This is a genomic window from Luteimonas sp. A537 (assembly GCF_054052065.1).
Genome location: NZ_JBSVRH010000001.1, coordinates 340,263 through 360,192, shown reverse-complemented (window position 1 = coordinate 360,192; position 19,930 = coordinate 340,263). Strand labels below are relative to the sequence as shown.

At 70.8% G+C, this 19,930-nt stretch carries 18 protein-coding genes; 10 read left to right on the top strand and 8 right to left on the bottom strand.

Annotated features, from left to right (window positions below):
* Positions 1–27: 27 nt before the first annotated feature.
* The 6 genes from ACW7GZ_RS01650 to fusA all read right to left on the bottom strand — a co-directional run bounded on the left by ACW7GZ_RS01650 (position 28) and on the right by fusA (position 5,429).
* A complete protein-coding gene (locus tag ACW7GZ_RS01650; protein ID WP_457007484.1) occupies positions 28–822 on the bottom strand; it encodes a hypothetical protein in 795 nt (264 codons plus the stop codon).
* 91 nt (positions 823–913) lie between these two features.
* A complete protein-coding gene (locus ACW7GZ_RS01645; protein WP_457007482.1) occupies positions 914–1,345 on the bottom strand; it encodes a hypothetical protein in 432 nt (143 codons plus the stop codon).
* Between the two features lie 68 nt (positions 1,346–1,413).
* On the bottom strand, positions 1,414–2,010 hold the full coding sequence (locus tag ACW7GZ_RS01640) for a M23 family metallopeptidase (RefSeq protein ID WP_457007959.1): 597 nt from the start codon (positions 2,008–2,010) through the stop codon (positions 1,414–1,416).
* On the bottom strand, positions 2,007–2,657 hold the full coding sequence (locus ACW7GZ_RS01635; protein ID WP_457001466.1) for a tellurite resistance TerB family protein: 651 nt from the start codon (positions 2,655–2,657) through the stop codon (positions 2,007–2,009). Before ACW7GZ_RS01635 ends, ACW7GZ_RS01640 begins: the two co-directional genes overlap by 4 nt.
* 154 nt (positions 2,658–2,811) lie before the next feature.
* Positions 2,812–3,201 carry an HU family DNA-binding protein gene (locus ACW7GZ_RS01630; protein ID WP_457001468.1) on the bottom strand — a complete coding sequence of 130 codons (390 nt, stop codon included), beginning with the start codon at positions 3,199–3,201 and terminating at the stop codon, positions 2,812–2,814.
* Positions 3,202–3,344: 143 nt separating this feature from the next.
* Positions 3,345–5,429: an elongation factor G gene (fusA, locus tag ACW7GZ_RS01625; protein ID WP_457007480.1), complete on the bottom strand. Its 2,085-nt coding sequence runs from the start codon at positions 5,427–5,429 to the stop codon at positions 3,345–3,347.
* A gap of 245 nt (positions 5,430–5,674) precedes the next feature.
* Here fusA and ACW7GZ_RS01620 point away from each other — a divergent pair, with 245 nt between their 5' ends.
* A complete protein-coding gene (locus tag ACW7GZ_RS01620) occupies positions 5,675–6,109 on the top strand; it encodes an OsmC family protein (RefSeq protein WP_457001472.1) in 435 nt (144 codons plus the stop codon).
* A 109-nt stretch (positions 6,110–6,218) separates the two neighbouring features.
* Positions 6,219–7,910, top strand: a complete 1,692-nt coding sequence (locus tag ACW7GZ_RS01615) for an amidohydrolase (protein WP_457007478.1) — start codon at positions 6,219–6,221, stop codon at positions 7,908–7,910.
* A gap of 87 nt (positions 7,911–7,997) precedes the next feature.
* On the opposite strand, the gene ACW7GZ_RS01610 is transcribed toward ACW7GZ_RS01615, so the two are convergent.
* Positions 7,998–8,873 carry a PhzF family phenazine biosynthesis protein gene (locus tag ACW7GZ_RS01610; RefSeq protein WP_457001476.1) on the bottom strand — a complete coding sequence of 292 codons (876 nt, stop codon included), beginning with the start codon at positions 8,871–8,873 and terminating at the stop codon, positions 7,998–8,000.
* A 151-nt stretch (positions 8,874–9,024) separates the two neighbouring features.
* On the opposite strand from ACW7GZ_RS01610, the gene ACW7GZ_RS01605 reads away from it, so the two are divergent.
* Genes ACW7GZ_RS01605 through murD form a run of 3 tightly spaced genes read left to right on the top strand, consistent with a single transcriptional unit; the run spans position 9,025 to position 14,457 of the window.
* On the top strand, positions 9,025–11,661 hold the full coding sequence (locus ACW7GZ_RS01605) for a bifunctional aspartate kinase/diaminopimelate decarboxylase (protein WP_457007957.1): 2,637 nt from the start codon (positions 9,025–9,027) through the stop codon (positions 11,659–11,661).
* On the top strand, positions 11,658–13,037 hold the full coding sequence (gene murL, locus ACW7GZ_RS01600; RefSeq protein WP_457007476.1) for a UDP-N-acetyl-alpha-D-muramoyl-L-alanyl-L-glutamate epimerase: 1,380 nt from the start codon (positions 11,658–11,660) through the stop codon (positions 13,035–13,037). Before ACW7GZ_RS01605 ends, murL begins: the two co-directional genes overlap by 4 nt.
* Complete coding sequence (murD, locus tag ACW7GZ_RS01595) at positions 13,018–14,457, top strand: UDP-N-acetylmuramoyl-L-alanine--D-glutamate ligase (protein ID WP_457007474.1); 1,440 nt, start codon at positions 13,018–13,020, stop codon at positions 14,455–14,457. The genes murL and murD overlap by 20 nt, the downstream gene beginning before the upstream one ends.
* 86 nt (positions 14,458–14,543) lie before the next feature.
* Here the strand turns inward: murD and ACW7GZ_RS01590 are convergent, their stop codons facing one another.
* The gene (locus tag ACW7GZ_RS01590; protein WP_457001484.1) at positions 14,544–15,542 is read right to left on the bottom strand and encodes a polyprenyl synthetase family protein; all 999 of its coding nucleotides are present in this window, start codon (positions 15,540–15,542) and stop codon (positions 14,544–14,546) included.
* 169 nt (positions 15,543–15,711) lie between these two features.
* Here ACW7GZ_RS01590 and ssb point away from each other — a divergent pair, with 169 nt between their 5' ends.
* The 5 genes from ssb (at position 15,712) to rfbD (ending at position 19,862) form a co-directional block, all read left to right on the top strand.
* Complete coding sequence (gene ssb / locus ACW7GZ_RS01585; RefSeq protein WP_457007472.1) at positions 15,712–16,284, top strand: single-stranded DNA-binding protein; 573 nt, start codon at positions 15,712–15,714, stop codon at positions 16,282–16,284.
* A gap of 188 nt (positions 16,285–16,472) precedes the next feature.
* Positions 16,473–17,528 (top strand): dTDP-glucose 4,6-dehydratase, encoded by a 1,056-nt coding sequence (rfbB, locus tag ACW7GZ_RS01580; protein WP_457007470.1) that lies wholly within the window; start codon positions 16,473–16,475, stop codon positions 17,526–17,528.
* The gene (gene rfbA, locus ACW7GZ_RS01575) at positions 17,525–18,412 is read left to right on the top strand and encodes a glucose-1-phosphate thymidylyltransferase RfbA (protein ID WP_457001489.1); all 888 of its coding nucleotides are present in this window, start codon (positions 17,525–17,527) and stop codon (positions 18,410–18,412) included. Before rfbB ends, rfbA begins: the two co-directional genes overlap by 4 nt.
* Entirely contained in the window at positions 18,409–18,966 is a 558-nt protein-coding gene (gene rfbC, locus ACW7GZ_RS01570) for a dTDP-4-dehydrorhamnose 3,5-epimerase (protein ID WP_457007468.1), read from the top strand. The genes rfbA and rfbC overlap by 4 nt, the downstream gene beginning before the upstream one ends.
* Positions 18,963–19,862, top strand: coding sequence for a dTDP-4-dehydrorhamnose reductase (rfbD, locus tag ACW7GZ_RS01565; protein WP_457001493.1), 900 nt, complete (start codon positions 18,963–18,965; stop codon positions 19,860–19,862). Before rfbC ends, rfbD begins: the two co-directional genes overlap by 4 nt.
* Positions 19,863–19,930: the final 68 nt, after the last annotated feature.

Sequence of the window (19,930 nt, the reverse complement as noted above, 5' to 3'; positions counted from 1 at the left end):
GCTAAGCGTTGACCGGCCTGGCGCGGCTCACGGCTGCAGTTCGCGCAGGTCCGCCGAAACGATGTGCCAGCCCGGCACCGCGCCTTCCACCACCGAGCTGCGCATGGCGAAGCTGCCGGCCTGGCGCTGCTCGCGGCCGTCCGCGCCGCGGCTGGTGATGGTCACCGGGACCTCCACGTAGCGCGAGCCGGCGGCGCCCTCCACGCGGCCCGGGGTGCCGATCGAGACGCGGATGACGCGGGTGTCCTGGAAGGCCGATGCGAACTGTTCCGGCGTGCGGCCGCTGCTGCGGCCACCGTCGGACCAGGCGGCATATGCGCGATTGAAGTCGCCGGCGCTGATCGCGTCGTAATAGGCGCGGACCGCGGCGGTCGCATGCTCCGCGGACGCTTCGGTGGAGGGCTGAGCGGGCATCGCGGCCGCGCCTGGCAGGGGCTCGGCGCCCAGTCCTGTCTCGGGATTGTCTTCCAGCGGCGGCAGCGTGCCCTGGCCCACGCGGACGTCCGCGAAATGCGGCAGCGTCTCCTGGCCGGAACCCGCACCATTCGCATCCGGCAGCGCGGGAAGCGCCATGCCATTCGAGAACAACGCTGCGCCCGGCTCGGCGACATCGGCCAGCGGCGCGGCCGAACCGGCAAGCGGGACGGCGCCGGGACCGGGTGCATCGGGCATGCCGGTCACGCCACCGCTGCCCGGCTGCGCGGGCGCTGGCAAGGCTTCGAAATCCTCCTCTGTGACCGCGGCAGGCGTGACGGTCTCATCGCCGCAGCCCGCGAGGGCGAATGCCAGTACGGCAATGGACAGCAGTTGCAGTGGGTACATGGCGGCGTGTGCGTGTGCGGGGCTGCGGCAGACGATACGCGCCGGCGATGAACGCATCGTCAGCGCCCGCTGCTGCTCCGGGAGCGTCGCCTCAGGGCAGCGAGGTGAGCACCCGCCGGTGCGGCTGCAGCCACGCCAGCAGCATCCCGAGCAACACCATCGCAACCAGGTCCAGGGCCACCTGGAGCAGCATCAGCGATAGCGGCAGCGGTTGCCCGACGAAGGCGAGGATATGCCAGGGCACGTAGGAGACGAGGGCCACCGCCAGCCCGAAGCGCGCGCCGCGGCCGAGGTCGACGCCATCGCTGGCGGGCATGCGCCGGTACAGCCAGGTCATTGCCAGGCCGAGGGACAGATACGCGGGAATGATCCATGCGGCCTGCGCGTTCGCCTGCTCCGACGAGCGATAGAGCTGGGCGAGCGCCTGGTAGCCGGGCCGCAGCAGCAGTCCGTGGACCAGGAAGCCGAGCAGCAGGCCGGCCGCGCCGACCACGATCCCGCAGATCCAGAAGCGCTTGTCCATGCCGGTCCAATGGAGCGCGGCGTGCCGCGCGATGGCCAAAGCCTAGCGCCGTGCCGCGCAGCCGTCGATCACGGCAGCTCGACCGCCGCGTCCGGTGCCATGCCGCCACGTGCGTGCGCATGCAGCAGAGGCAGCGGATCGATGGCGCCGCCTTGGCCATAGATGCCGTAATGCAGGTGCGGCGGGGTGCCGCGCGCGTTGCCGGTGTCGCCGACCATGCCCAGCGCATCGCCGGGCCAGACCACGTCGCCGACCGCGACGCCTTCTGCCCAGTCGTCCAGGTGCGCGTAATAGTGGCGCTGCCGCGCCGGGCCGGTCACCCAGACCTGGCGGCCGCCGAGCCCGCCTTCGCGCACCGCGGTGACGATGCCGCGCGTGGAACTCGACACCACCGTGCCGCGCGCCGCGAAGATATCGACGCCCTCGTGCCTGCGGTCACGCCCGCGCGGTGCGCCAAAGGTGTCGGCAACCCGGTTGGCCTCCACCCCCTGCACCGGCATTGCCACCGCAACCGGCGGCGGCATGCGCGAGAGTTCCCATTGCGCGCGTGCCTTGGCCATGAACGGCTGGTCCCAGGCCCAGTACGCCAGTGCAGCGAGTGCCGCCAGGACGAACAGCCAGGCGACCAGGCGTGCAACCAGGCGGACGGGCGCGGGCACCGTCAGCTGCGCTGGAGCTCGTTCGACAGGCGCTGGCGCAGGTCCTCGTCGAGCTTGAGCTGGCGCGCGAGTTCGTCGAGGTAGGCGCGCTCCATGAAGTTCTGCTCGTCGACCGCCATCAGGCTGGCCAGGTACATCTCCGAAGCGATTTCAGGCGTGGTCGCTGCGCGGGCGACCTCGGCCGGGTCCAGTGGCTTGGCCAGCTCGGCGTGCAGCCACTGCTGCACTTCGCTGTCCGGGTTCAGGCGTGCGAACTCGCCCTCGATCACCCCGCGCTCGCGCTCGTCGATGTGGCCGTCGGCCTTCGCCGCGCCCACCAGTGCGCGCAGGATCGCCTCGCTGTGCAACGCAGCCTGCGGCGGCGGCAGCCGGTCGACGGTCTGCGGCGGCGCGGCCTGGGTGGTGCCCTGCTGCGTTTTGTAGTCGCCGTAGGCCTTGTAGGCCATGACCCCGATCGCGGCCAGGCCGCCATAGGTCGCGAGCTTGCGCGTGGACTTGTTCTTGCCCAGCAGCAGGCCGAGCGCGCCGCCGGTGATCGCGCCCTTGCCGAAATCGGCGTTGAGCAGGCTGCCGCCCGCCGCTGGCTGCGCGCCCGATGCCTGGGTGGCGGACTGGGACTTGAGGAGGTGGTCGAGGAAGCCTTGCAGGTTCATGCGTGTGCCCTGGTGCTGCGTGGAGGGGGCCGGCATGCCGCCGGCGAACGGACGAGGATGCGCCGAGACGTGTTGCGGAAACGTTGTCGTGGCTCTGAAACGACTCGGGACGGCAATTGCCGTCCCGAGCAGGTGAAGCATTGGAGCGTCGCGATCAGGCAGCGGCGTCCTTCAGCTTCTTCAGCGGACGCACCTTGACCTTCACCGAGGCAGGCTTGGCAGCGAACCACTGCTCTTCCTTGGTGAACGGGTTGATGCCCTTGCGCTTGGGCTTGGCCGGCACCTTGACCGAGGTGATCTTCAGCAGGCCCGGCAGGGTGAAGCTGCCGATGCCCTTCTTGTTGACCGAACCCTGCACCGCGCCTTCGAGCGAGACCAGCACGGCACGGACGTCCTTGGCTGCAAGGCCGGTGGCCTCGACGATGTGCGCGACAAGGCCGGACTTGGTCAGGGCTTCCTTGATCGGCTTCGGCGCGGCCGGCTTGGCAGCAGCGACTTTCTTCGGGGCGGCCTTCTTAACCGCCTTGGTTGCTTTCTTCGCCATGTTTTTGTGATTCCGTTTATCGGTAATGGAGTAGTCGGGCCGACCCCGTCGGCAACCGCAATGTAGGGCATGCCCGGGGCCACGCCAAGTGGAAAACGCAGTAAAACCCGATCTTTCCTGCAGCGCACGGGCCCGGCCCGTGCTCAATCGTCGTCCTGGCCGGGATGCCAGGCAGCGGCCAGCGCCTGCTGCAGCTGCGCCGGAACCGGCTCGTAATGGCTGAAATCAAGTGAGTAACGGCCCCGTCCCGCGGTCGCCGACTGCAGCTCGGCAGGATAGCCCTCAAGTTCCGACAGCGGCACCTGTGCCTTGACCACGATGTCGCCGCCGCGCGCCGCATCGGTGCCGAGGATGCGCGCGCGGCGGCCGGCAAGCCCGCCGCTGATGTCGCCCATGTGCGCCTCGGGTGAGGTCACCACCAGGTCGACGATGGGCTCAAGCACCCTGGGCGAGGCCTTCGCCACCGCGTCCAGGAAGGCCTTGCGCCCGGCGGTCACGAACGCGATCTCCTTGCTGTCGACGGGGTGGTGCTTGCCGTCGTGCACGGTGACGCGTACGTCCTGGATCGGGTGCCCGGCCACGGCGCCGCCGGCCATCGCCTGCTGCACGCCCTTCTCCACCGCGGGGATGAACTGGCCGGGGATGGTCCCGCCCTTCACCGCGTCGACGAACTCGAATCCGGCGCCGCGCGGCAGCGGCTCCACGCGCAGCATGACCTCGCCGAACTGGCCGGCGCCGCCAGTCTGCTTCTTGTGCCGGTAGTGGCCTTCGGCCGCGGCGCTGACGGTTTCGCGATAGGCGATGCGCGGCGGGCGCGTGGAGACGTCCACGCCGTGGCGCTTGCGCAGGCGCTCGAGCTGGATGCGCAGGTGCAGTTCGGAGAGGCCGCGCACCACCGTCTCGTTGGTCTCGGCGTCGTGCTCGACCCGGAAGCAGGGATCCTCTTCCGACAGCTTGTGCAGCGCGGTGGCGAGCTTCTGCTCCTGGCCGCGGCTGCCGGCCTCGACCGCGAGGCCGAACATCGGCCGGGGGAAGGCCATCGGCTCGAGATGGATGTGGTCATGCTCGTGGCTGTCGTGCAGCACGGCATCGAAATGCAGCTCCTCGACCTTCGCCACCGCGGCAATGTCCCCGGCCACCGCCTGCTCGATCTCGAGATGCTCCTTGCCGTGGATCCGGTACAGGTGCGCGACCTTGAACGGCTTGCGGGCGTCGTCGACGAACAGCTGCTGGTCGCGCCTCACCGTGCCCTGGTGCACCCGGAACACGCCGAGCTTGCCGACGAAGGGATCGTTGATGATCTTGAAGACATCGGCGATCACATGCGCGTCGGGATCGGGGCGCGACGCGACCGCCTCCGCGCCGTCGCCGCTGCCGCTTTCGAACGGTGGCGGGTTGGCTTCGCCGGGATGCGGGAACAGCCGGGCGACCACGTCGAGGAACTCGCGCATGCCGGTGCCGGTGCGCGCGGACACGAAGCACACCGGCACCAGGTGGCCTTCGCGCAGGCACTGCTCGAAGGCGTCGTGCAGCTCGTCGCGGCCGAGCGCGGACTCGCCGCCGTCCAGGTAGTGCTCCATCACCGACTCCTCCACCTCGACCACCTGGTCGAGGATGAGCCGGTGCCAGTCGGCGACCGGGCCGAGGTCGCTGTCGCCACCGTCGCCGCCGCCGCCGTCGCCGTCGCCGTCGAAGCAGTCGACCACCCGCGTTCCGCCGTCGGCCGGCAGGTTGACCGGCAGCACTTCGGGGCCGAACGCTTCGCGCAGCTCGTCGAGCAGGCGCGCGCAGTCCGCGCCCTCGGCGTCGATGCGGTTGACCACGATGGCGCGGCACAGGCCCCGGCGCGCGGCGTGCTGCATGATCCGCCGGGTGCCGTGTCCGATCCCGGTATCGGCGTCGACCACCACCGCGACCGTTTCCACCGCCGACAGCGCCGACAACGCGGCGCCGCGGAAATCCGGATAGCCGGGCGTGTCGAGCAGGTTGAGGTGGACGCGGTTGCCGTCCGCCGCGCGATGGTCGATGCCGGCGATCGCGGCATCGATGGAATGCCCGCGCGAGCGTTCCAGCGGATCGAAGTCGGAAACCGTGCTGCCGCGCTCGATGTTGCCTGCCGCCTGGATCGCGCCGCCGGCATGCAGCAGGGCTTCGAACAGCGTGGTCTTGCCGGCGCCGGGGTGGCCTGCGAGGGCCACGTTGCGGATGTCTCGGGTTGCATGGGACATGAGTCCGTTTCTCCCTTGTCTGGGCGGAAAGGACGTCATGGCTGTCCGTCGCATCCTGCGACCGGGCCTGCGCGCGGCGGGCGGTCATGGCGGAAAGGCACAGTAGCGCGGCGCGTGCGCGGGCGTCGCGTTGCGACGCAGCATGCGCGTTGGGCAGGGCGCGCCGAACGTCGTCACCGCCAAACGCCGGCGTAACGATGGAGCCGCTAGCGTGTCGGGTCCATATGAAGAACGGAGCACGAACAATGGGCATCTCGCGCAAGGCCACCGCACACTGGGAAGGCGACCTCAAGTCGGGCCGCGGCAGCATCAGCACCCCCGCCAGCGGGCTGATGCAGGACACCCGCTACGGCTTCAACAGCCGCTTCGGCGACGAGAAGGGCACCAATCCGGAAGAGCTGATCGCCGCGGCGCACGCCGGTTGTTTCACCATGGCGCTGGCCAACGCACTGGCCGAAGCCGGGCATCCGGCCGACTCGGTGGACTCGCGTGCCGAGGTCGACCTGTCGATGGAAGGCGGGCCGACGCTGAGCGCGATCCGGCTGTTCACCAAGGCCAAGGTGCCGGGCATCGAGGACGCGAAGTTCCGCGCCATCGCCGATGACGCCAAGAAGAACTGCCCGGTGTCCAAGGCACTGTCGGCGGTGCCGATCACGCTCGAGGCCGAACTCCTCGCCTGAGGGTCCGGAGCATCAGCGGTACGCGGCGGGCATCTGGCCGCAACGGCACGTTGCCCCGCCGCGCGATCGCGGACATAGTCGGCGCGGTCCATCCACGGAGCCCCGCCGCATGCGCCGCAACGCCACCACGATCCTCGCCCCCGCCATCGCAAGCGTGCTGCTTGCCTTGGCTGGCAATGTCCTTGCCGCTGATGGCGAACAGCTCCTGACCGCGGCGCGGATCCATACGTCCGACGCCGACATGCCCGTGGCCACCGCGATGGTCTGGGGCGCCGACGGCCGCATCCTCGCGGTCGGCGACGCTGAAACGCTGGCCGCGCGCCACCCCGAAGCCGAGCGCATCGATGCTGGCGACGCCACGGTCATTCCTGGGCTGATCGACGCGCATGCCCACCTCATCGGCCTTGGCGAGGCACTGATGCAGGCAGATCTTGTCGGGGCGCGCAGCACCGGTGAGATCGTGGAGCGCCTGCAGGCCTTCGCGAAGGACCTGCCGGAAGGCGCTTGGCTGATGGGCCGTGGCTGGGACCAGAACCTGTGGCCGGACACCGCTTTCCCCACGGCCGCCGTGCTCGATGCCGCCTTCCCGGAGCGCCCGGTCGTGCTCGAGCGGATCGACGGACACGCGACCTGGGCCAACAGCGCGGCGATGCGCGCCGCCGGGCGCGATCTGTCTGGCGACTGGCAGCCCGAGGGCGGCCTGGTGCAGCGCGCAGACGGCCAAGCCACGGGCGTGTTCATTGATACGGCCTCGCGCCTGGTCTACGCGGCGGCGCCCTCGCCGGACGATGCGTGGCAGGACCGCGCCCTGGAGCGCGCGCTGCGCCACGTCGCAAGCCTCGGCCTGACGGGCGTGCACGACATGGGTACCTCCCGCGGCGGGCTCGAGCGGATGAAGCGCTTCGCCGACCGAGGCGCGCTCAGCCTGCGCGTGGGCGCCTACGCCCAGCGTGACAGCGGCCTGGTGGACGAGCTCTGCCGTGATGGTGCCTACAGCCACGCATCCGGCCGCCTGGAAATGCGCGGCGTGAAGCTGATGATCGACGGCGCGCTTGGCAGCCGCGGCGCGGCGCTGATCGAGGACTACAGCGACGATCCGGGCAACCGCGGCCTGCTGGTGCAGAGCGAAGAGGACTTCGAGGCCGCGGTGCGCCGCGCCCACGGCTGCGGCCTGCAGGTGGCCACCCATGCCATCGGCGACCGCGGCAACCGCCTGGTGCTGGATGTCTACGGGCGCGTGCTCGGCGACGATGTGGCAGGCGACCATCGCTGGCGCGTCGAGCACGCGCAGGTGATGGCGCCGGGGGACATCGGGCGTTTCGCCGGCCTGCACCTGGTCGCATCGATGCAGCCCACGCACGCGACCTCGGACATGGCTTGGGCCGGTGAGCGCCTGGGCGAGGCGCGGCTTGCGGGTGCGTATGCCTGGCGCAGCTTCGAAAAGGCCGGCGTGCCGCTGGCGCTGGGCTCGGATTTCCCGGTCGAGTACGCCGACCCGCGCCTGGGCCTGCTGGCCGCGGTGACCCGGCAGGACGCGCAGGGCCAGCCGCCGGGCGGGTGGCTGCCGGACCAGGTGTTGACCGCGAGCGAGGCGCTGCATGGGTTCACCGCCGGCGCGGCGTGGGCGGCCTTCGACGAAGACGAAACCGGGCGTTTGGCGCCGGGCCTGCGCGCGGACTTCGTGGTGCTGGGCGAGGACCCGCTGACGATCGCCGGCAGCGAACTTGATTCGCTCACCGTGCGTTCGACCTGGGTCGATGGGCGACCGGTGTACGAGGCGAGGCCGAAGTCGCCGCTATAGCGGCTCCCACAAAAGCGGCTCCCACAAAGGAGGCTCCGTACAAGCGCGGCTTCCTACAAGCGCGGCTCCTGCAGGGGGGCGGCGGGGCTACCAGTCGATGCTGCCGCTGACGATGCTGCGGGCGCGGCCGCCGGACCAGACTTCGCCGGCTGCATCCACGCGCAGTTCGATGATGGCGTCGTGGCCGACTTCGCGGCCCTGGCTGATGCGGTAGAAGCCGTCGTCGCCGGGCAGGGCGTCACGCTCGGCCAGCCAGGCGGCGAGCGTCGCGTTCGCCGCGCCGGATGCAGCGTCCTCGAACGGCGCCGGCGAGCCCACCCAGGCGCGAACGGCAAGGTAGTAGACCGGGTCCTCGCTGCGCGCGAACGCGCACAGGCCCATGGTCCCGGTGGCTTCGGCCAGGGCCGTGATCGCGGTCCAGTCGGGAGTCGCCGAGCGCAGTTCGGCTTCGTCGCGCAGCTCGGCCAGCCACCAGCGGCGGCCGCCGTCCATCAGCACCGGCGGCAGCGCCCCCGTGGCGAGGCCGGCAAGCGCATCGCGCAGGCGCGGGTCGTCGGCGCCGGCGACCTCGACCACGCTCGCGCGCGGCGTGCGTACGGCGACGGTGCGCGAAGCGCCCTCGCCATCCACGCGCAGCGGCAGTTCGCCCACCGCGCAGGACTGGACCAGGATGCCGTCGCGCGGCGTGACCAGGCCGCGGTCCAGCAGCACGTGCGCGGTGCCGACGCTGGGATGGCCGGCGAAGGGGACCTCGCGGCGCGGGCTGAAGATGCGCACGGCGTAGTCGGCCGAGGCGGTGGGCGAGGGGAAGACGAAGGTGGTTTCCGGCAGCCGCGTCCAGCGTGCGATCGCCTGCATGGTGGCGTCGTTCATGTCGCCGGCATCGGGAATCACGGCCAGCGGATTGCCGGCACCGGCGCGGTCGGAGAACACGTCCAGCTGGACATAGGGACGGGCGGTCATCGGGGGCTCCAGCGCGGGGCGCGCCAGTGTAGCCGCGGCGCCGCGTCGGGACGGTCCGCGCGCGCGGTCCGGGTGACCACCGGACGCGAGCCGGGAAGCGCCGGGACCTTGCACGCGGCTAGAATCGCAGGTCGTGCCCACGCCTCCCGCCATGACCTCCATCCCCGAATCCGCCGCCCGCTGGATCGTGCTCAAGTTCGGCGGGACCTCGGTGTCGCAGCGCGAGCGCTGGGACACCATCGGCCGCCTGTCCGCGTCGCGCGCCGCGGACGGCCGTCGCGTGTTGGTGGTGGTTTCGGCCCTGTCCGGCGTCACCAACGAGCTCACGGCCATCGCCGACGGCGCGGTCGACGCCCGGGTGCGGCTGCACGACCTGGTGGAACGGCACCGCGCCTTCGCGGTGGCGCTGGGGCTTGATCCGGATGCGGCGGTCGGGGCGCGGCTGGATGCCCTGCGCACCCTGGTGGCCGAGCCGCGCGCCGCCAGTCGCCCGCTGGCGTGGCAGGCCGAATTGCTGGCCCAGGGAGAACTGCTGTCGTCCACGCTGGGCGCGGCCTACCTGCGTGCCCAGGGCCTGGATTTCGGCTGGTGCGATGCTCGCGACTGGCTCCAGGCGGAGTCGCTGCCCAACCAGAACGACTGGGCGCGACGCCTGTCGGTGGCCTGCCGCCACGATGCCGTGGGCTCCTGGCGGCCGCGCTTCGACGCCCAGCCCACCGCCATGGTGCTCACCCAGGGCTTCATCGCCCGCCACGAAGACGGCGGCACGGCCACCCTGGGCCGCGGCGGCTCCGATACCTCGGCGGGCTGTTTCGGCGCCCTGCTCGGTGCCGAGCGCGTCGAGATCTGGACCGACGTGCCGGGGATGTTCAGCGCCAACCCGCGCGAAGTGCCCGACGCGCGCCTGCTGGCCCGGCTTGACTATGCCGAGGCGCAGGAGATCTGCACCACCGGCGCCAAGGTCCTGCATCCGCGCGCGATCAAGCCCTGTCGCGATGCCGGCGTGCCGATGGCGATCCTGGACACCGCGCGGCCGGAACTCCCGGGCACGCGCATCGACGGCGGCGCCGACACCGTGCCCGGCGTCAAGGCCATCAGCCGCCGCGACGGCGTGGTCCTAGTGTCGATGGAAACCATCGGCATGTGGCAGCAGGTGGGCTTCCTGGCCGACATCTTCGAATGCTTCCGCCGCCACGGCCTGTCGGTCGACCTGATCGGCTCGTCGGAAACCAACGTCACCGTGTCGCTCGACCCGAGCGAGAACCTGGTCAGCACCGACGTCCTCGAGCGCCTGTCCGCGGATCTTGCCCGCAGCTGCCGGCTGAAGGTGATCGCACCCTGCGCATCGATCACCCTGGTCGGGCGCGGCATGCGCTCGCTGCTGCACAAACTGTCCGATGTCTGGGCCACCTTCGGCCGCGAACGCGTGCACCTGATTTCGCAGTCGTCCAACGATCTCAACCTGACCTTCGTCATCGACGAAGCCGACGCAGAGGGACTCATGCAGGAACTCCACGAAGAGCTCATCGCCAGCGGCGCGATGCCCGTGCGCGAAGCCGACGTCTTCGGCCCGCGCTGGCGCGAGATCCAGGGCGGCCTGCGCCGGCGCCCGGCGCCGTGGTGGCATGCGCGCCGCGATGCGCTGCTGGCGCTGGCCGCCGAAGGCACGCCGCGCTACGCCTACGACCTCGGGACCGTGCGCGCCCGTGCCCGCCAGCTGGCGGCGGTGGCCGCGGTCGACCGCCGCTTCTATGCGATCAAGGCCAATCCGCACCCGGCCATCCTGCGCCTGCTGGTGGAGGAAGGCTTCGGCCTGGAATGCGTGTCTGCCGGCGAGATCGCGCACGTGTTCTCGGTGCTGCCGGAGCTTGATCCGGCGCGGGTGCTGTTCACGCCGAGCTTCGCGCCCATGGACGAATACGCGCTCGCGTTCGAACGCGGTGCCACGGTGACCCTAGACAACATCGAGGCGTTGGACAGCCGGCCCGAGGTGTTCCGCGGGCGCGCGCTGTGGCTGCGCGTGGACCTGGGCCGGGGCGAAGGCCACCACGAGAAGGTGCGCACCGGCGGGCTGGCCTCGAAGTTCGGGCTGCAGGTCGACCGGGTCGCGGACTTCGTCGCCGCGGCGCGCCGGATCGACGTGCGCATCACCGGCCTGCACGCGCACCTGGGCAGCGGGGTCGACACGCCCGACCACTGGCGCGAGGTCTGCGACGAGCTGGGCGGGATCGCCGAGCGCATCGGCAGCATCGACACCATCGACATCGGCGGCGGGCTGCCGATCCCCTACCGCGAGGACGATGAACCGTTCGATCTCGATGCCTGGGCCGCGGGCCTGGCCGAAGTGAAGGCGGCCTATCCCGGCTATCGCCTGGCGATCGAGCCGGGGCGCTTCCTGGTCGCCGAATCCGGCGTGCTGCTGCTGACCGCCACCCAGGTGGTGGAGAAGGGCGGCGTGCGCCGCGTGGGCGCCGACGCCGGCATGAACGTGCTGATGCGGCCGGCGCTGTACGAAGCCTGGCACGACATCCACAACCTGTCGCGGCCGGAGGGTGACGACACCCTGGCGTTCGACGTCGTGGGGCCGATCTGCGAATCCGGCGACGTGCTCGGCCACCAGCGGCCGCTGCCTCGCGACACCGCGCCGGGCGACGTGCTGCTGGTCGCCGACGCCGGCGCCTACGGCATGGCCATGGCCAATACCTACAACCTGCGCGCGCTGCCGGGCGAGAGCGTGCTTTCCGGATGCGCGCCTCTGGAAGGCGTGCGCGGGGAGAGCGGGGAATGAGCATCGTGTTCGATCGCGAGGCGGTGGCATGCTTCCGCTTCGTCGACTGCGCCTTCGATCCGGGCACCGGCGTCGCGCGGCTTGTGTACGCGTTCGACGACGGGCCGGAGCTGGTGGAGACCGTGATCGTGCCCGGCGCGCCGTTCAGGCTCGAAGGCGCGCGGATGGAGGCGGTCACGCAGGCGCTTCGCCTGCTGCACCTGGTCGCCGGCGTCAGCTATTACAAGGCGGCGGTGCCGGAGGACATCCGCATCGATGGCTATGCGATCGATGACGACACGGCGATGCTGCTGGAAGAGATCTACCTGCAGGGCCTCGGCGAGTTCGCGTACCGGAACGGGCTCGACCTCCATGGCCGGATCCGCTTCCCCCGGCGCGCGGCGGACGAAGCCCGGAGCGCCGATGGCGAAGCGGGCGCGCCGGCGCTGGAGCTCCGCCGCCACGCGCTGGTGGCCATCGGCGGGGGCAAGGATTCGCTCGTGTCCATCGAAGCCCTGCGCGCCGCGGGCATCGACCAGACCGTGTCCTGGGTCGGCGGCTCGCAGCTGATCCGCGCCTGCGCCGAGCGCACCGGCCTTGCGACGCTCAACATCCAGCGCCAGCTTGCGACCGAGCTGTTCGAGTACAACCGCCAGGGTGCGTACAACGGCCACATCCCGGTCACCGCCATCAACTCGGCGATCCTGGCCCTGGCCGCGGTGGTGCTGGGGGTCGACCAGGTGGTGTTTTCCAACGAGCGCTCGGCAAGCTACGGCAGCCTGATCGAGGGCGCCGGCGAGGTGAACCACCAGTGGTCGAAGGGCTGGACCTTCGAACAGGCCTTCGCCGGCCACCTCAAGCGGCACGTCGCGGCCGACCTCGGCTACTACTCGCTGCTGCGCCCGCTGTCGGAGCTGGCGGTGGCGCGCCAGTTCGCGCGCAGCGACCGCTACGACGCCTGGTTCTCGAGCTGCAACCGCAACTTCCACCTGCTTGGCGAGCGTCCCACCAGCCGCTGGTGCGGGGTCTGCCCGAAGTGCCATTTCGTGTTCCTGGCGCTGGCGCCGTTCATGCCCAAGCCGCGCCTGGTCGGCATCCTCGGCCGCAACCTGCTCGATGACCCGGCGCAGATCGCGGGCTATGACGCGCTGATGGAGTTCCACGACCACAAGCCCTTCGAATGCGTGGGCGAGGCGCGCGAGTCGCGCGCGGCGATGGCGGCACTGGCGGCGCGTCCGGAGTGGCGCGAGGACGCGGTGGTGCAGCGCTTCGGCCGCGAGATCCTGCCGCAGATCGATCCCGCTGAACTGGAGATCGCGCCGCTGCTGGTGCCCGATCCGGAACACGGCATCCCCGACGCGGTCTGGAGCCGCCTGCATGCGTATTTCGCAGCTTGAGGGCCGCCGGGTCGCGCTGTGGGGCTGGGGGCGCGAGGGCCGCGCTGCATACCGCGCGCTGCGGGCCGGGCTTCCCGCGCAGGCGCTGACCCTGTTCTGCGGTGCTGGAGAGGCGGCGTCGGCAGACGCGCTCGGCGATGGGCTGCTGGCGGCCGAAGCCGAGGCCAGCGCCGGCCGGCTCTCGGCCTTCGACGTCGTGGTGAAGTCACCCGGCATCAGCCCCTACCGCCCGGAGGCGATGGTTGCCGCGCACGCGGGCACCGCCTTCATCGGCGGCACCGCGCTGTGGTTCGGCGCACAGGCAGAGGCGGGCGGGGTCGCGCGCGGCGTCGCCTGCGTCACCGGTACCAAGGGCAAGAGCACCACCACCGCGCTGCTGGCCCACCTGCTGCGCGCCGGCGGCGTGCGCACCGCGCTGGCAGGCAACATCGGCCTGCCATTGCTGGAGCTGCTGGACGACCGGGCCGACGCCTGGGCGATCGAACTGTCCAGCTACCAGACCGGCGACGTGGCCGCGGGCGGCGTGCGCCCGGACGTGGCGGTGGTCACCAATATCTTCCCTGAGCACCTGGACTGGCACGGCAGCGAGGACCGCTACATCGAGGACAAGCTGGCGCTGGTGACGCGCGCGAAGCCGCGGATCGCCGTGCTCAACGCCGCCGACCCGCGGCTGGCGGCACTGGGTGCCCGGCTGCACCCCGATACCGAAGTGCGTTGGTACGGGCGCGAAGAGGGCTGGCACTTGCGCGGCGATGTCCTGCATCGCGGCGGCGAGGCGCTGTTCGACACCCGCGACGTGCCGCTGCCGGGGCGCCACAATCGCGGCAACCTGTGCGCGGCGCTGGCCGCGATCGAAGCCCTGGGCCACGACGCCGTGGCGCTGGCGCCGGCGGCGCACACGTTCCGGCCGCTGCCGCACCGGCTGCAGGTGCTTGGCGTGCGCGACGGCAGCACCTGGGTCAACGACTCGATCAGCACCACGCCGCATGCAAGCCTGGCCGCGCTGGAGGTCTATCGCGATCGCCGCGTGGCGCTGCTGGTCGGCGGACACGATCGCGGACTGGACTGGTCGGATTTCGCTGCGCAGATGCGCACGCACGCGCCCGCGGTGGTGGTGACCATGGGTCGCAACGGGCCGCGCATCCAGGAATTGCTGGCGGCGCCGGCTGCCCAGGCCGGGTTTGCGCTATGCGAGGCTGCCGACCTTGCCGACGCCGTCGGCAAGGCGCGCGCGGCGCTGGCGACGGGTTCAAGGCCGGCGAGCGGCGATGTCATCCTGATGTCGCCCGGCGCGCCGAGCTTCGGGCCGTACCGCGACTACGTGGAGCGCGGCCGCGACTTCGCGCGGCTGGGTGGCTTCGATCCGGACGTGATTTCGGAGATCCAGGGGCTGGGCATTGCTTCGTCGAATCCGGGCTGAGCGCGCGGGTTCCGGCTCGGCCGCTGTGTGGGAGCGGCTATAGCCGCGATGCGGGGTGTCCGGTCGCGGCTATAGCCGCTCCCACATCAGGCACCGCGGTCGACCGCGTGGCGGACCAGACCGCGGAGGGCAGCCACGGCCTGGTTGTCTTCAAGCCCCTCAAGCGCCGCCTCGGCCAGGGCGGCATATTCCCGCGCGCGCTCGATGCTGTATTCCAGCCCGCCGCTGGCATGGATCGCCGCGACCGCCTCGTCCAGCGCGTCGGCATCGCCCTGTTCGACGATGCCGCGCAGGCGCGCGCGCAGCGCCTCGTCGGCATGCGCCATGGCGTGGATCAGCGGCAGCGTCATCTTGCCCTCGGCGAGGTCGTCACCCAGGTGCTTGCCGAGCGCGGCCTCGTCGGCGCTGTAGTCGAGCACGTCGTCGGCGATCTGGAAGGCGATGCCCAGGTTGAGGCCGAAGTCGTGCAGGCGCTGCTGCACCTCGTCACTGGCGCCGGCCAGCAGCGCGCCCAGGCGGGTCGCGGCGGCGAACAGGATCGCGGTCTTGCGCTCGATCACGCGCAGGTAGGCGGCTTCGTCCACGTCCGGGTTGCGCACGTGCAGCAGTTGCAGCACCTCGCCCTCGGCGATGCGGTTGGTGGTATCGGCCAGGATTTCCTGCACCGGCATCGAGCCGAGCTCGACCATCAGCTGGAAGCTGCGCGAATACAGGAAGTCGCCGACCAGCACGCTGGCGGCGTTGCCGAACACCGCGTTGGCGGTGCTGCGGCCGCGGCGCAGGTCGGATTCGTCGACCACGTCGTCGTGCAGCAGCGTGGAGGTGTGGATGAACTCGACCACGGCCGCCAACTGGTGCGCGTCGGCGCCCTGGTGGCCGAGGGCGCGGGCGGCGAGCAGGAGCAGCATCGGCCGCAGGCGCTTGCCGCCGCCGGCGACGATGTGCTCGGCCACCTGGTTGACCAGGACCACGTCCGACGCCAGGCGGCGGCGGATCAGGGCGTCGACCGCGGCCATGTCGGGCGCGGCGAAGGCCTGGGTTTCCGGCAGGGGCAGGGCGGGGCGGGGCGGGGCGGTCTGATCCATGTCGTGCGCGGTTCTGGGGGCCGTCATTATAGGGTCCGGCGCCGGACTACGGACCGCGCGGGATTCGCCCGACGGGGCGCCGGGCGTCGGGCGGATGGCCACAGGGTGGCGGTTATACTCATCCTTTTCCTCCTGCCAATCCCGGCGGAGAGCGCAAGGAACCCAATCCATGGCCCGCGGAATCAACAAGGTCATCCTCGTCGGCAACCTCGGCAACGATCCCGACGTCAAGTACACCCAGAGCGGCACCACGATCACCACGATCAGCGTGGCCACCACCGATGCTTGGAAGGACAAGCAGTCCGGCCAGCAGCAGGAGCGGACCGAGTGGCACCGGGTGAAGTTCTTCGGCCGCCTGGCGGAAATCGCCGGCGAGTACCTGAAGAAGGGGCGCCAGGTCTATATCGAAGGGTCGCTGCGCACCGACAAGTACACCGGCAAGGACGGCATCGAGCGCTACAGCACCGACATCATCGCCGACGAGATGCAGATGCTTGGCGGCGGTGGTGAAGGTGGCGGCCAGCGGGGCGGTGGCGGCGGTGACTATCAGCGCGGCAGCGGTGGTGGTGGTGGTGGCGGCGGTGGCGGCGGTGGCGATTACCAGCGTGCCCCGCGTGAATCGTCCGGCCAGGGCCGGCAGGGCCAAGGGGCTGGTGCTGGTGCGGCTGGTGGTGCGGCTGCCGGAGCGGCTGGCGCCCCGTTCGACGATGGCGGGTTCTCGGACGACGACATCCCGTTCTGAGCCACGCCCGAGCTGGCACGCCCCGGCAATGCCGGGGCCCGGCGACGCACGACGCCAGGCAGGACGGCCGAAGCCGGGCGCGGATTTGGTCGGGCAGGGCCTGCCCGCTATCCTAGGCGGATCAAGCCATCGTCCGCGGCCGCAGGAGCAGGCCGGGGTGGCTGGAGTTCCCGGAGGATTTCCCCACCATGGCCACTTGGCTAGTCACCGGCGGTGCCGGTTTCATCGGCGGCAATTTCGTGCTCGAAGCGGTCGCCGCCGGCGTGCGCGTGATCAATCTCGACGTGCTTACCTACGCCGGCAACCTGGACACCCTGTCCTCGCTGGAAGGCAACCCCGGCCACGTCTTCGTGCAGGGCGACATCGGCGATGGCGACCTGGTCGCCCGGTTGCTGGCCGAACACCGACCGGATGCCGTCATCAACTTCGCTGCGGAAAGCCATGTCGACCGCTCGATTGACGGCCCGGCCGCCTTCGTGCAGACGAACGTGGTGGGCACGCTGGCGCTGCTGGAAGCAGTTCGCGACTACTGGAAGGCGCTGGAGGGCGAGGCGAAGGACGCGTTCCGCTTCCTGCACGTCTCCACCGACGAGGTCTACGGCACCCTGGGTGACACCGGCTTGTTCACCGAGACCACGCCCTACGCGCCCAATTCGCCGTACTCGGCGTCGAAGGCCGCGTCCGACCACTTGGTGCGCGCCTTCCACCACACCTACGGGCTGCCGGTGCTGACCACCAACTGCTCGAACAACTACGGGCCCTACCACTTCCCCGAGAAGCTGGTCCCGCTGGTGATCGCCAAGGCCCTGGCCGGCGAGGCGCTGCCGGTGTACGGCGACGGCAAGCAGGTGCGCGACTGGCTGTTCGTCACCGACCACTGCGAGGCGATCCGCACCGTGCTGGCCAAGGGCCGCGTGGGCGAGACCTACAACGTCGGCGGCAACGCCGAGATGCAGAACATCGAGGTGGTGAAGACCATTTGCGCGCTGCTCGACGAGCGCCGGCCGCGCGAGGACGGCCAGCCGCGCGAATCGCAGATCGCCTTCGTCGCCGACCGGCCGGGGCATGATCGCCGCTACGCGATCGACGCCTCCAAGCTGCGCGACGAGCTGGGCTGGGAGCCGAAATACAGCTTCGAGCGCGGCATCGCCGAGACCGTGGACTGGTACCTGGCCAACCAGCCCTGGGTGCAGCGCGTGCTCGACGGCAGCTACCGGTTGGAACGCATCGGGAGCGCGGCATGACCGCGCGGCGCGGCATCATCCTTGCCGGCGGCTCAGGCACCCGGCTGTATCCGATCACCCGCGCGATCAGCAAGCAGCTGTTGCCGGTGTACGACAAGCCGATGATCTATTACCCGCTGAGCGCGCTGATGCTCGCCGGGATCCGCGAGGTGCTGATCATCAACACCCCGCACGAGCAGGCGCTGTTCCAGCAGCTGCTGGGCGACGGCTCGCAGTGGGGCATGGACATCCAGTACGCGGTGCAGCCGAGCCCGGACGGGCTGGCGCAGGCGTATCTCATCGGCCGCGAGTTCGTCGACGGCAAGCCGAGCTGCCTGGTGCTGGGCGACAACATCTTCCACGGCCACGGCTTCACCGAGATCCTCAAGCGCGCCGACGCGCGCCAGGAAGGCGCCACGGTGTTCGGCTACTGGGTCAGTGATCCGGAGCGCTACGGCGTCGCGGACTTCGACGCCGACGGCAAGGTGGTGGGGCTGGAAGAGAAGCCCGCCAACCCGCGCTCGAACTACGCCGTTACCGGCCTGTATTTCTACGACGGCCGCGCCAGCGACTTCGCGGCTTCGCTCACGCCTTCGCCACGCGGCGAACTCGAGATCACCGACCTCAACCGCTGCTACCTGGAGGAGGGCAGCCTGCGCCTCGAACAGCTCGGTCGCGGTTATGCCTGGCTCGACACCGGCACCCACCAGTCGCTGATCGAGGCCTCGAACTTCATCGAGACCGTCGAGGCCCGACAGGGCCTGCGCGTGTGCTGTCCGGAGGAGATCGCATGGTCCAACGGCTGGATCGGCGACGAGGACCTGGAGCGCCTGGCCGCGCCGCTGGCCAAGAACGGCTATGGGCAGTACCTGCTGTCGCTGGCCAAGCGCGGGGTGGTGCGATGAAGGTCGTCGAGACCGGCCTGCCGGGCTGCGTGGTGATCGAACCGCAGGTGTTCGGCGACGACCGCGGCTTCTTCTACGAATCCTTCAATGCCGACAAGCTGGCGCAGCACGGGCTCACGCCCACCTTCGTGCAGGGCAACGTGTCCTCGTCCTCGCGCGGCGTGCTGCGCGGCCTGCACTACCAGTGGCCCAAGCCGCAGGGCAAGTATGTGTCGGTGACCGAGGGCGAGGTCTGGGACGTGGCCGTCGACATCCGCCGCGGCTCGCCAACCTTCGGCAAGTGGACGGCGGTGGTGCTGAGTGCGGAGAACAAGCGCCACTTCTGGATCCCGGAAGGCTTCGCGCACGGCTTCGTGACGCTCAGCGAGCGCGCGGTGTTCACCTACCTGTGCACCGCGACCTACGACCGTGAAGCCGACGCAGGCATCCGCTGGAACGACGCCACGCTGGCCGTCGACTGGCCGCTGGCCGCGCCTTCGCTGTCGGACAAGGACACGCGCGCGCCGTTCCTGGCCGACGTGCCCGAGGAACGGCTGCCGGTCTACGTGCCTTGAGGCTGCTTCTGCTTGGCGCCAACGGCCAGGTCGGCCATGCGCTGCGCCGCGCGCTTGCACCCTTGGGCGAGGTGGTCTGCACCACCCGCAGCGGCACGTTGCCCGACGGCGTCGCTTGCGAGCGCGCCGATTTCGACCAGCCGGGCACGCTGCCCGGACTGGTCGAGCGGATCGCGCCGGACGTGGTGGTCAACGCCGCCGCCTACACCGCGGTCGACCGCGCGGAGACCGAGCGCGAGTCCGCCTTCCGCGCCAACGCCGAGGCGCCCGGTGCCCTGGCCGAAGCCTGTGCCCGTCGCGACGCGCTCCTGGTCCACTATTCGACCGATTACGTCTTCGACGGCAGCGGCAACCGCCCCTGGCGCGAGGGTGACCCGACCGCCCCCCTGGGCGTCTACGGCGCGAGCAAGCTCGCCGGGGAGGAGGCCGTGCGCGGCAGTGGCGCGCGCCACATGGTGTTCCGCACCGCCTGGGTCTACGACGCCCATGGGCACAACTTCATGCGCACGATGCTGCGCCTGGCGGGGGAGCGCGACGAACTGCGCGTGGTCGACGACCAGCATGGAACGCCGACGGCGGCCAGCCTGATCGCGTCGGTGACGGCATCGGTGCTGGCCTCGACGGAACGCCCGTCCGGTCTCTGGCACCTCACTGCCTCGGGCGGTACCAGCTGGCACGGGTTTGCCAGCGCCATCATCGACAGCGCGCATGCCCGCGGCCTGCTGGCCAGACGCCCGCGGATCGTGCCGGTACCGACCAGCGAGTACCCGACCCCGGCGCGCCGCCCGGCCTGTTCGAGGCTCGACACCAGCGCGCTGCGTGCGCAGTGGGCAATCGAACTGCCCGAGTGGGACCGCGACCTGCAGCGCGTGCTCGACGGTATGGCTCAGGGCTGACGCGGGTATCGTCGGGACTGCTGGCGCTTCATAATGGCGCCGCCAGCGAGGGGCTGGCCGGATTTTCG

What these genes read in the sequence shown, in the direction of transcription:
- ACW7GZ_RS01650 (WP_457007484.1), bottom strand. Translation starts at nt 822, where the DNA reads ATGTACCCACTGCAACTGCTGTCCATTGCCGTACTGGCATTCGCCCTC.
- ACW7GZ_RS01645 (WP_457007482.1), bottom strand. Translation starts at nt 1,345, where the DNA reads ATGGACAAGCGCTTCTGGATCTGCGGGATCGTGGTCGGCGCGGCCGGC.
- ACW7GZ_RS01635 (WP_457001466.1), bottom strand. Translation starts at nt 2,657, where the DNA reads ATGAACCTGCAAGGCTTCCTCGACCACCTCCTCAAGTCCCAGTCCGCC.
- ACW7GZ_RS01630 (WP_457001468.1), bottom strand. Translation starts at nt 3,201, where the DNA reads ATGGCGAAGAAAGCAACCAAGGCGGTTAAGAAGGCCGCCCCGAAGAAA.
- fusA (WP_457007480.1), bottom strand. Translation starts at nt 5,429, where the DNA reads ATGTCCCATGCAACCCGAGACATCCGCAACGTGGCCCTCGCAGGCCAC.
- ACW7GZ_RS01620 (WP_457001472.1), top strand. Translation starts at nt 5,675, where the DNA reads ATGGGCATCTCGCGCAAGGCCACCGCACACTGGGAAGGCGACCTCAAG.
- ACW7GZ_RS01615 (WP_457007478.1), top strand. Translation starts at nt 6,219, where the DNA reads ATGCGCCGCAACGCCACCACGATCCTCGCCCCCGCCATCGCAAGCGTG.
- ACW7GZ_RS01610 (WP_457001476.1), bottom strand. Translation starts at nt 8,873, where the DNA reads ATGACCGCCCGTCCCTATGTCCAGCTGGACGTGTTCTCCGACCGCGCC.
- ACW7GZ_RS01605 (WP_457007957.1), top strand. Translation starts at nt 9,025, where the DNA reads ATGACCTCCATCCCCGAATCCGCCGCCCGCTGGATCGTGCTCAAGTTC.
- murL (WP_457007476.1), top strand. Translation starts at nt 11,658, where the DNA reads ATGAGCATCGTGTTCGATCGCGAGGCGGTGGCATGCTTCCGCTTCGTC.
- murD (WP_457007474.1), top strand. Translation starts at nt 13,018, where the DNA reads ATGCGTATTTCGCAGCTTGAGGGCCGCCGGGTCGCGCTGTGGGGCTGG.
- ACW7GZ_RS01590 (WP_457001484.1), bottom strand. Translation starts at nt 15,542, where the DNA reads ATGGATCAGACCGCCCCGCCCCGCCCCGCCCTGCCCCTGCCGGAAACC.
- ssb (WP_457007472.1), top strand. Translation starts at nt 15,712, where the DNA reads ATGGCCCGCGGAATCAACAAGGTCATCCTCGTCGGCAACCTCGGCAAC.
- rfbB (WP_457007470.1), top strand. Translation starts at nt 16,473, where the DNA reads ATGGCCACTTGGCTAGTCACCGGCGGTGCCGGTTTCATCGGCGGCAAT.
- rfbA (WP_457001489.1), top strand. Translation starts at nt 17,525, where the DNA reads ATGACCGCGCGGCGCGGCATCATCCTTGCCGGCGGCTCAGGCACCCGG.
- rfbC (WP_457007468.1), top strand. Translation starts at nt 18,409, where the DNA reads ATGAAGGTCGTCGAGACCGGCCTGCCGGGCTGCGTGGTGATCGAACCG.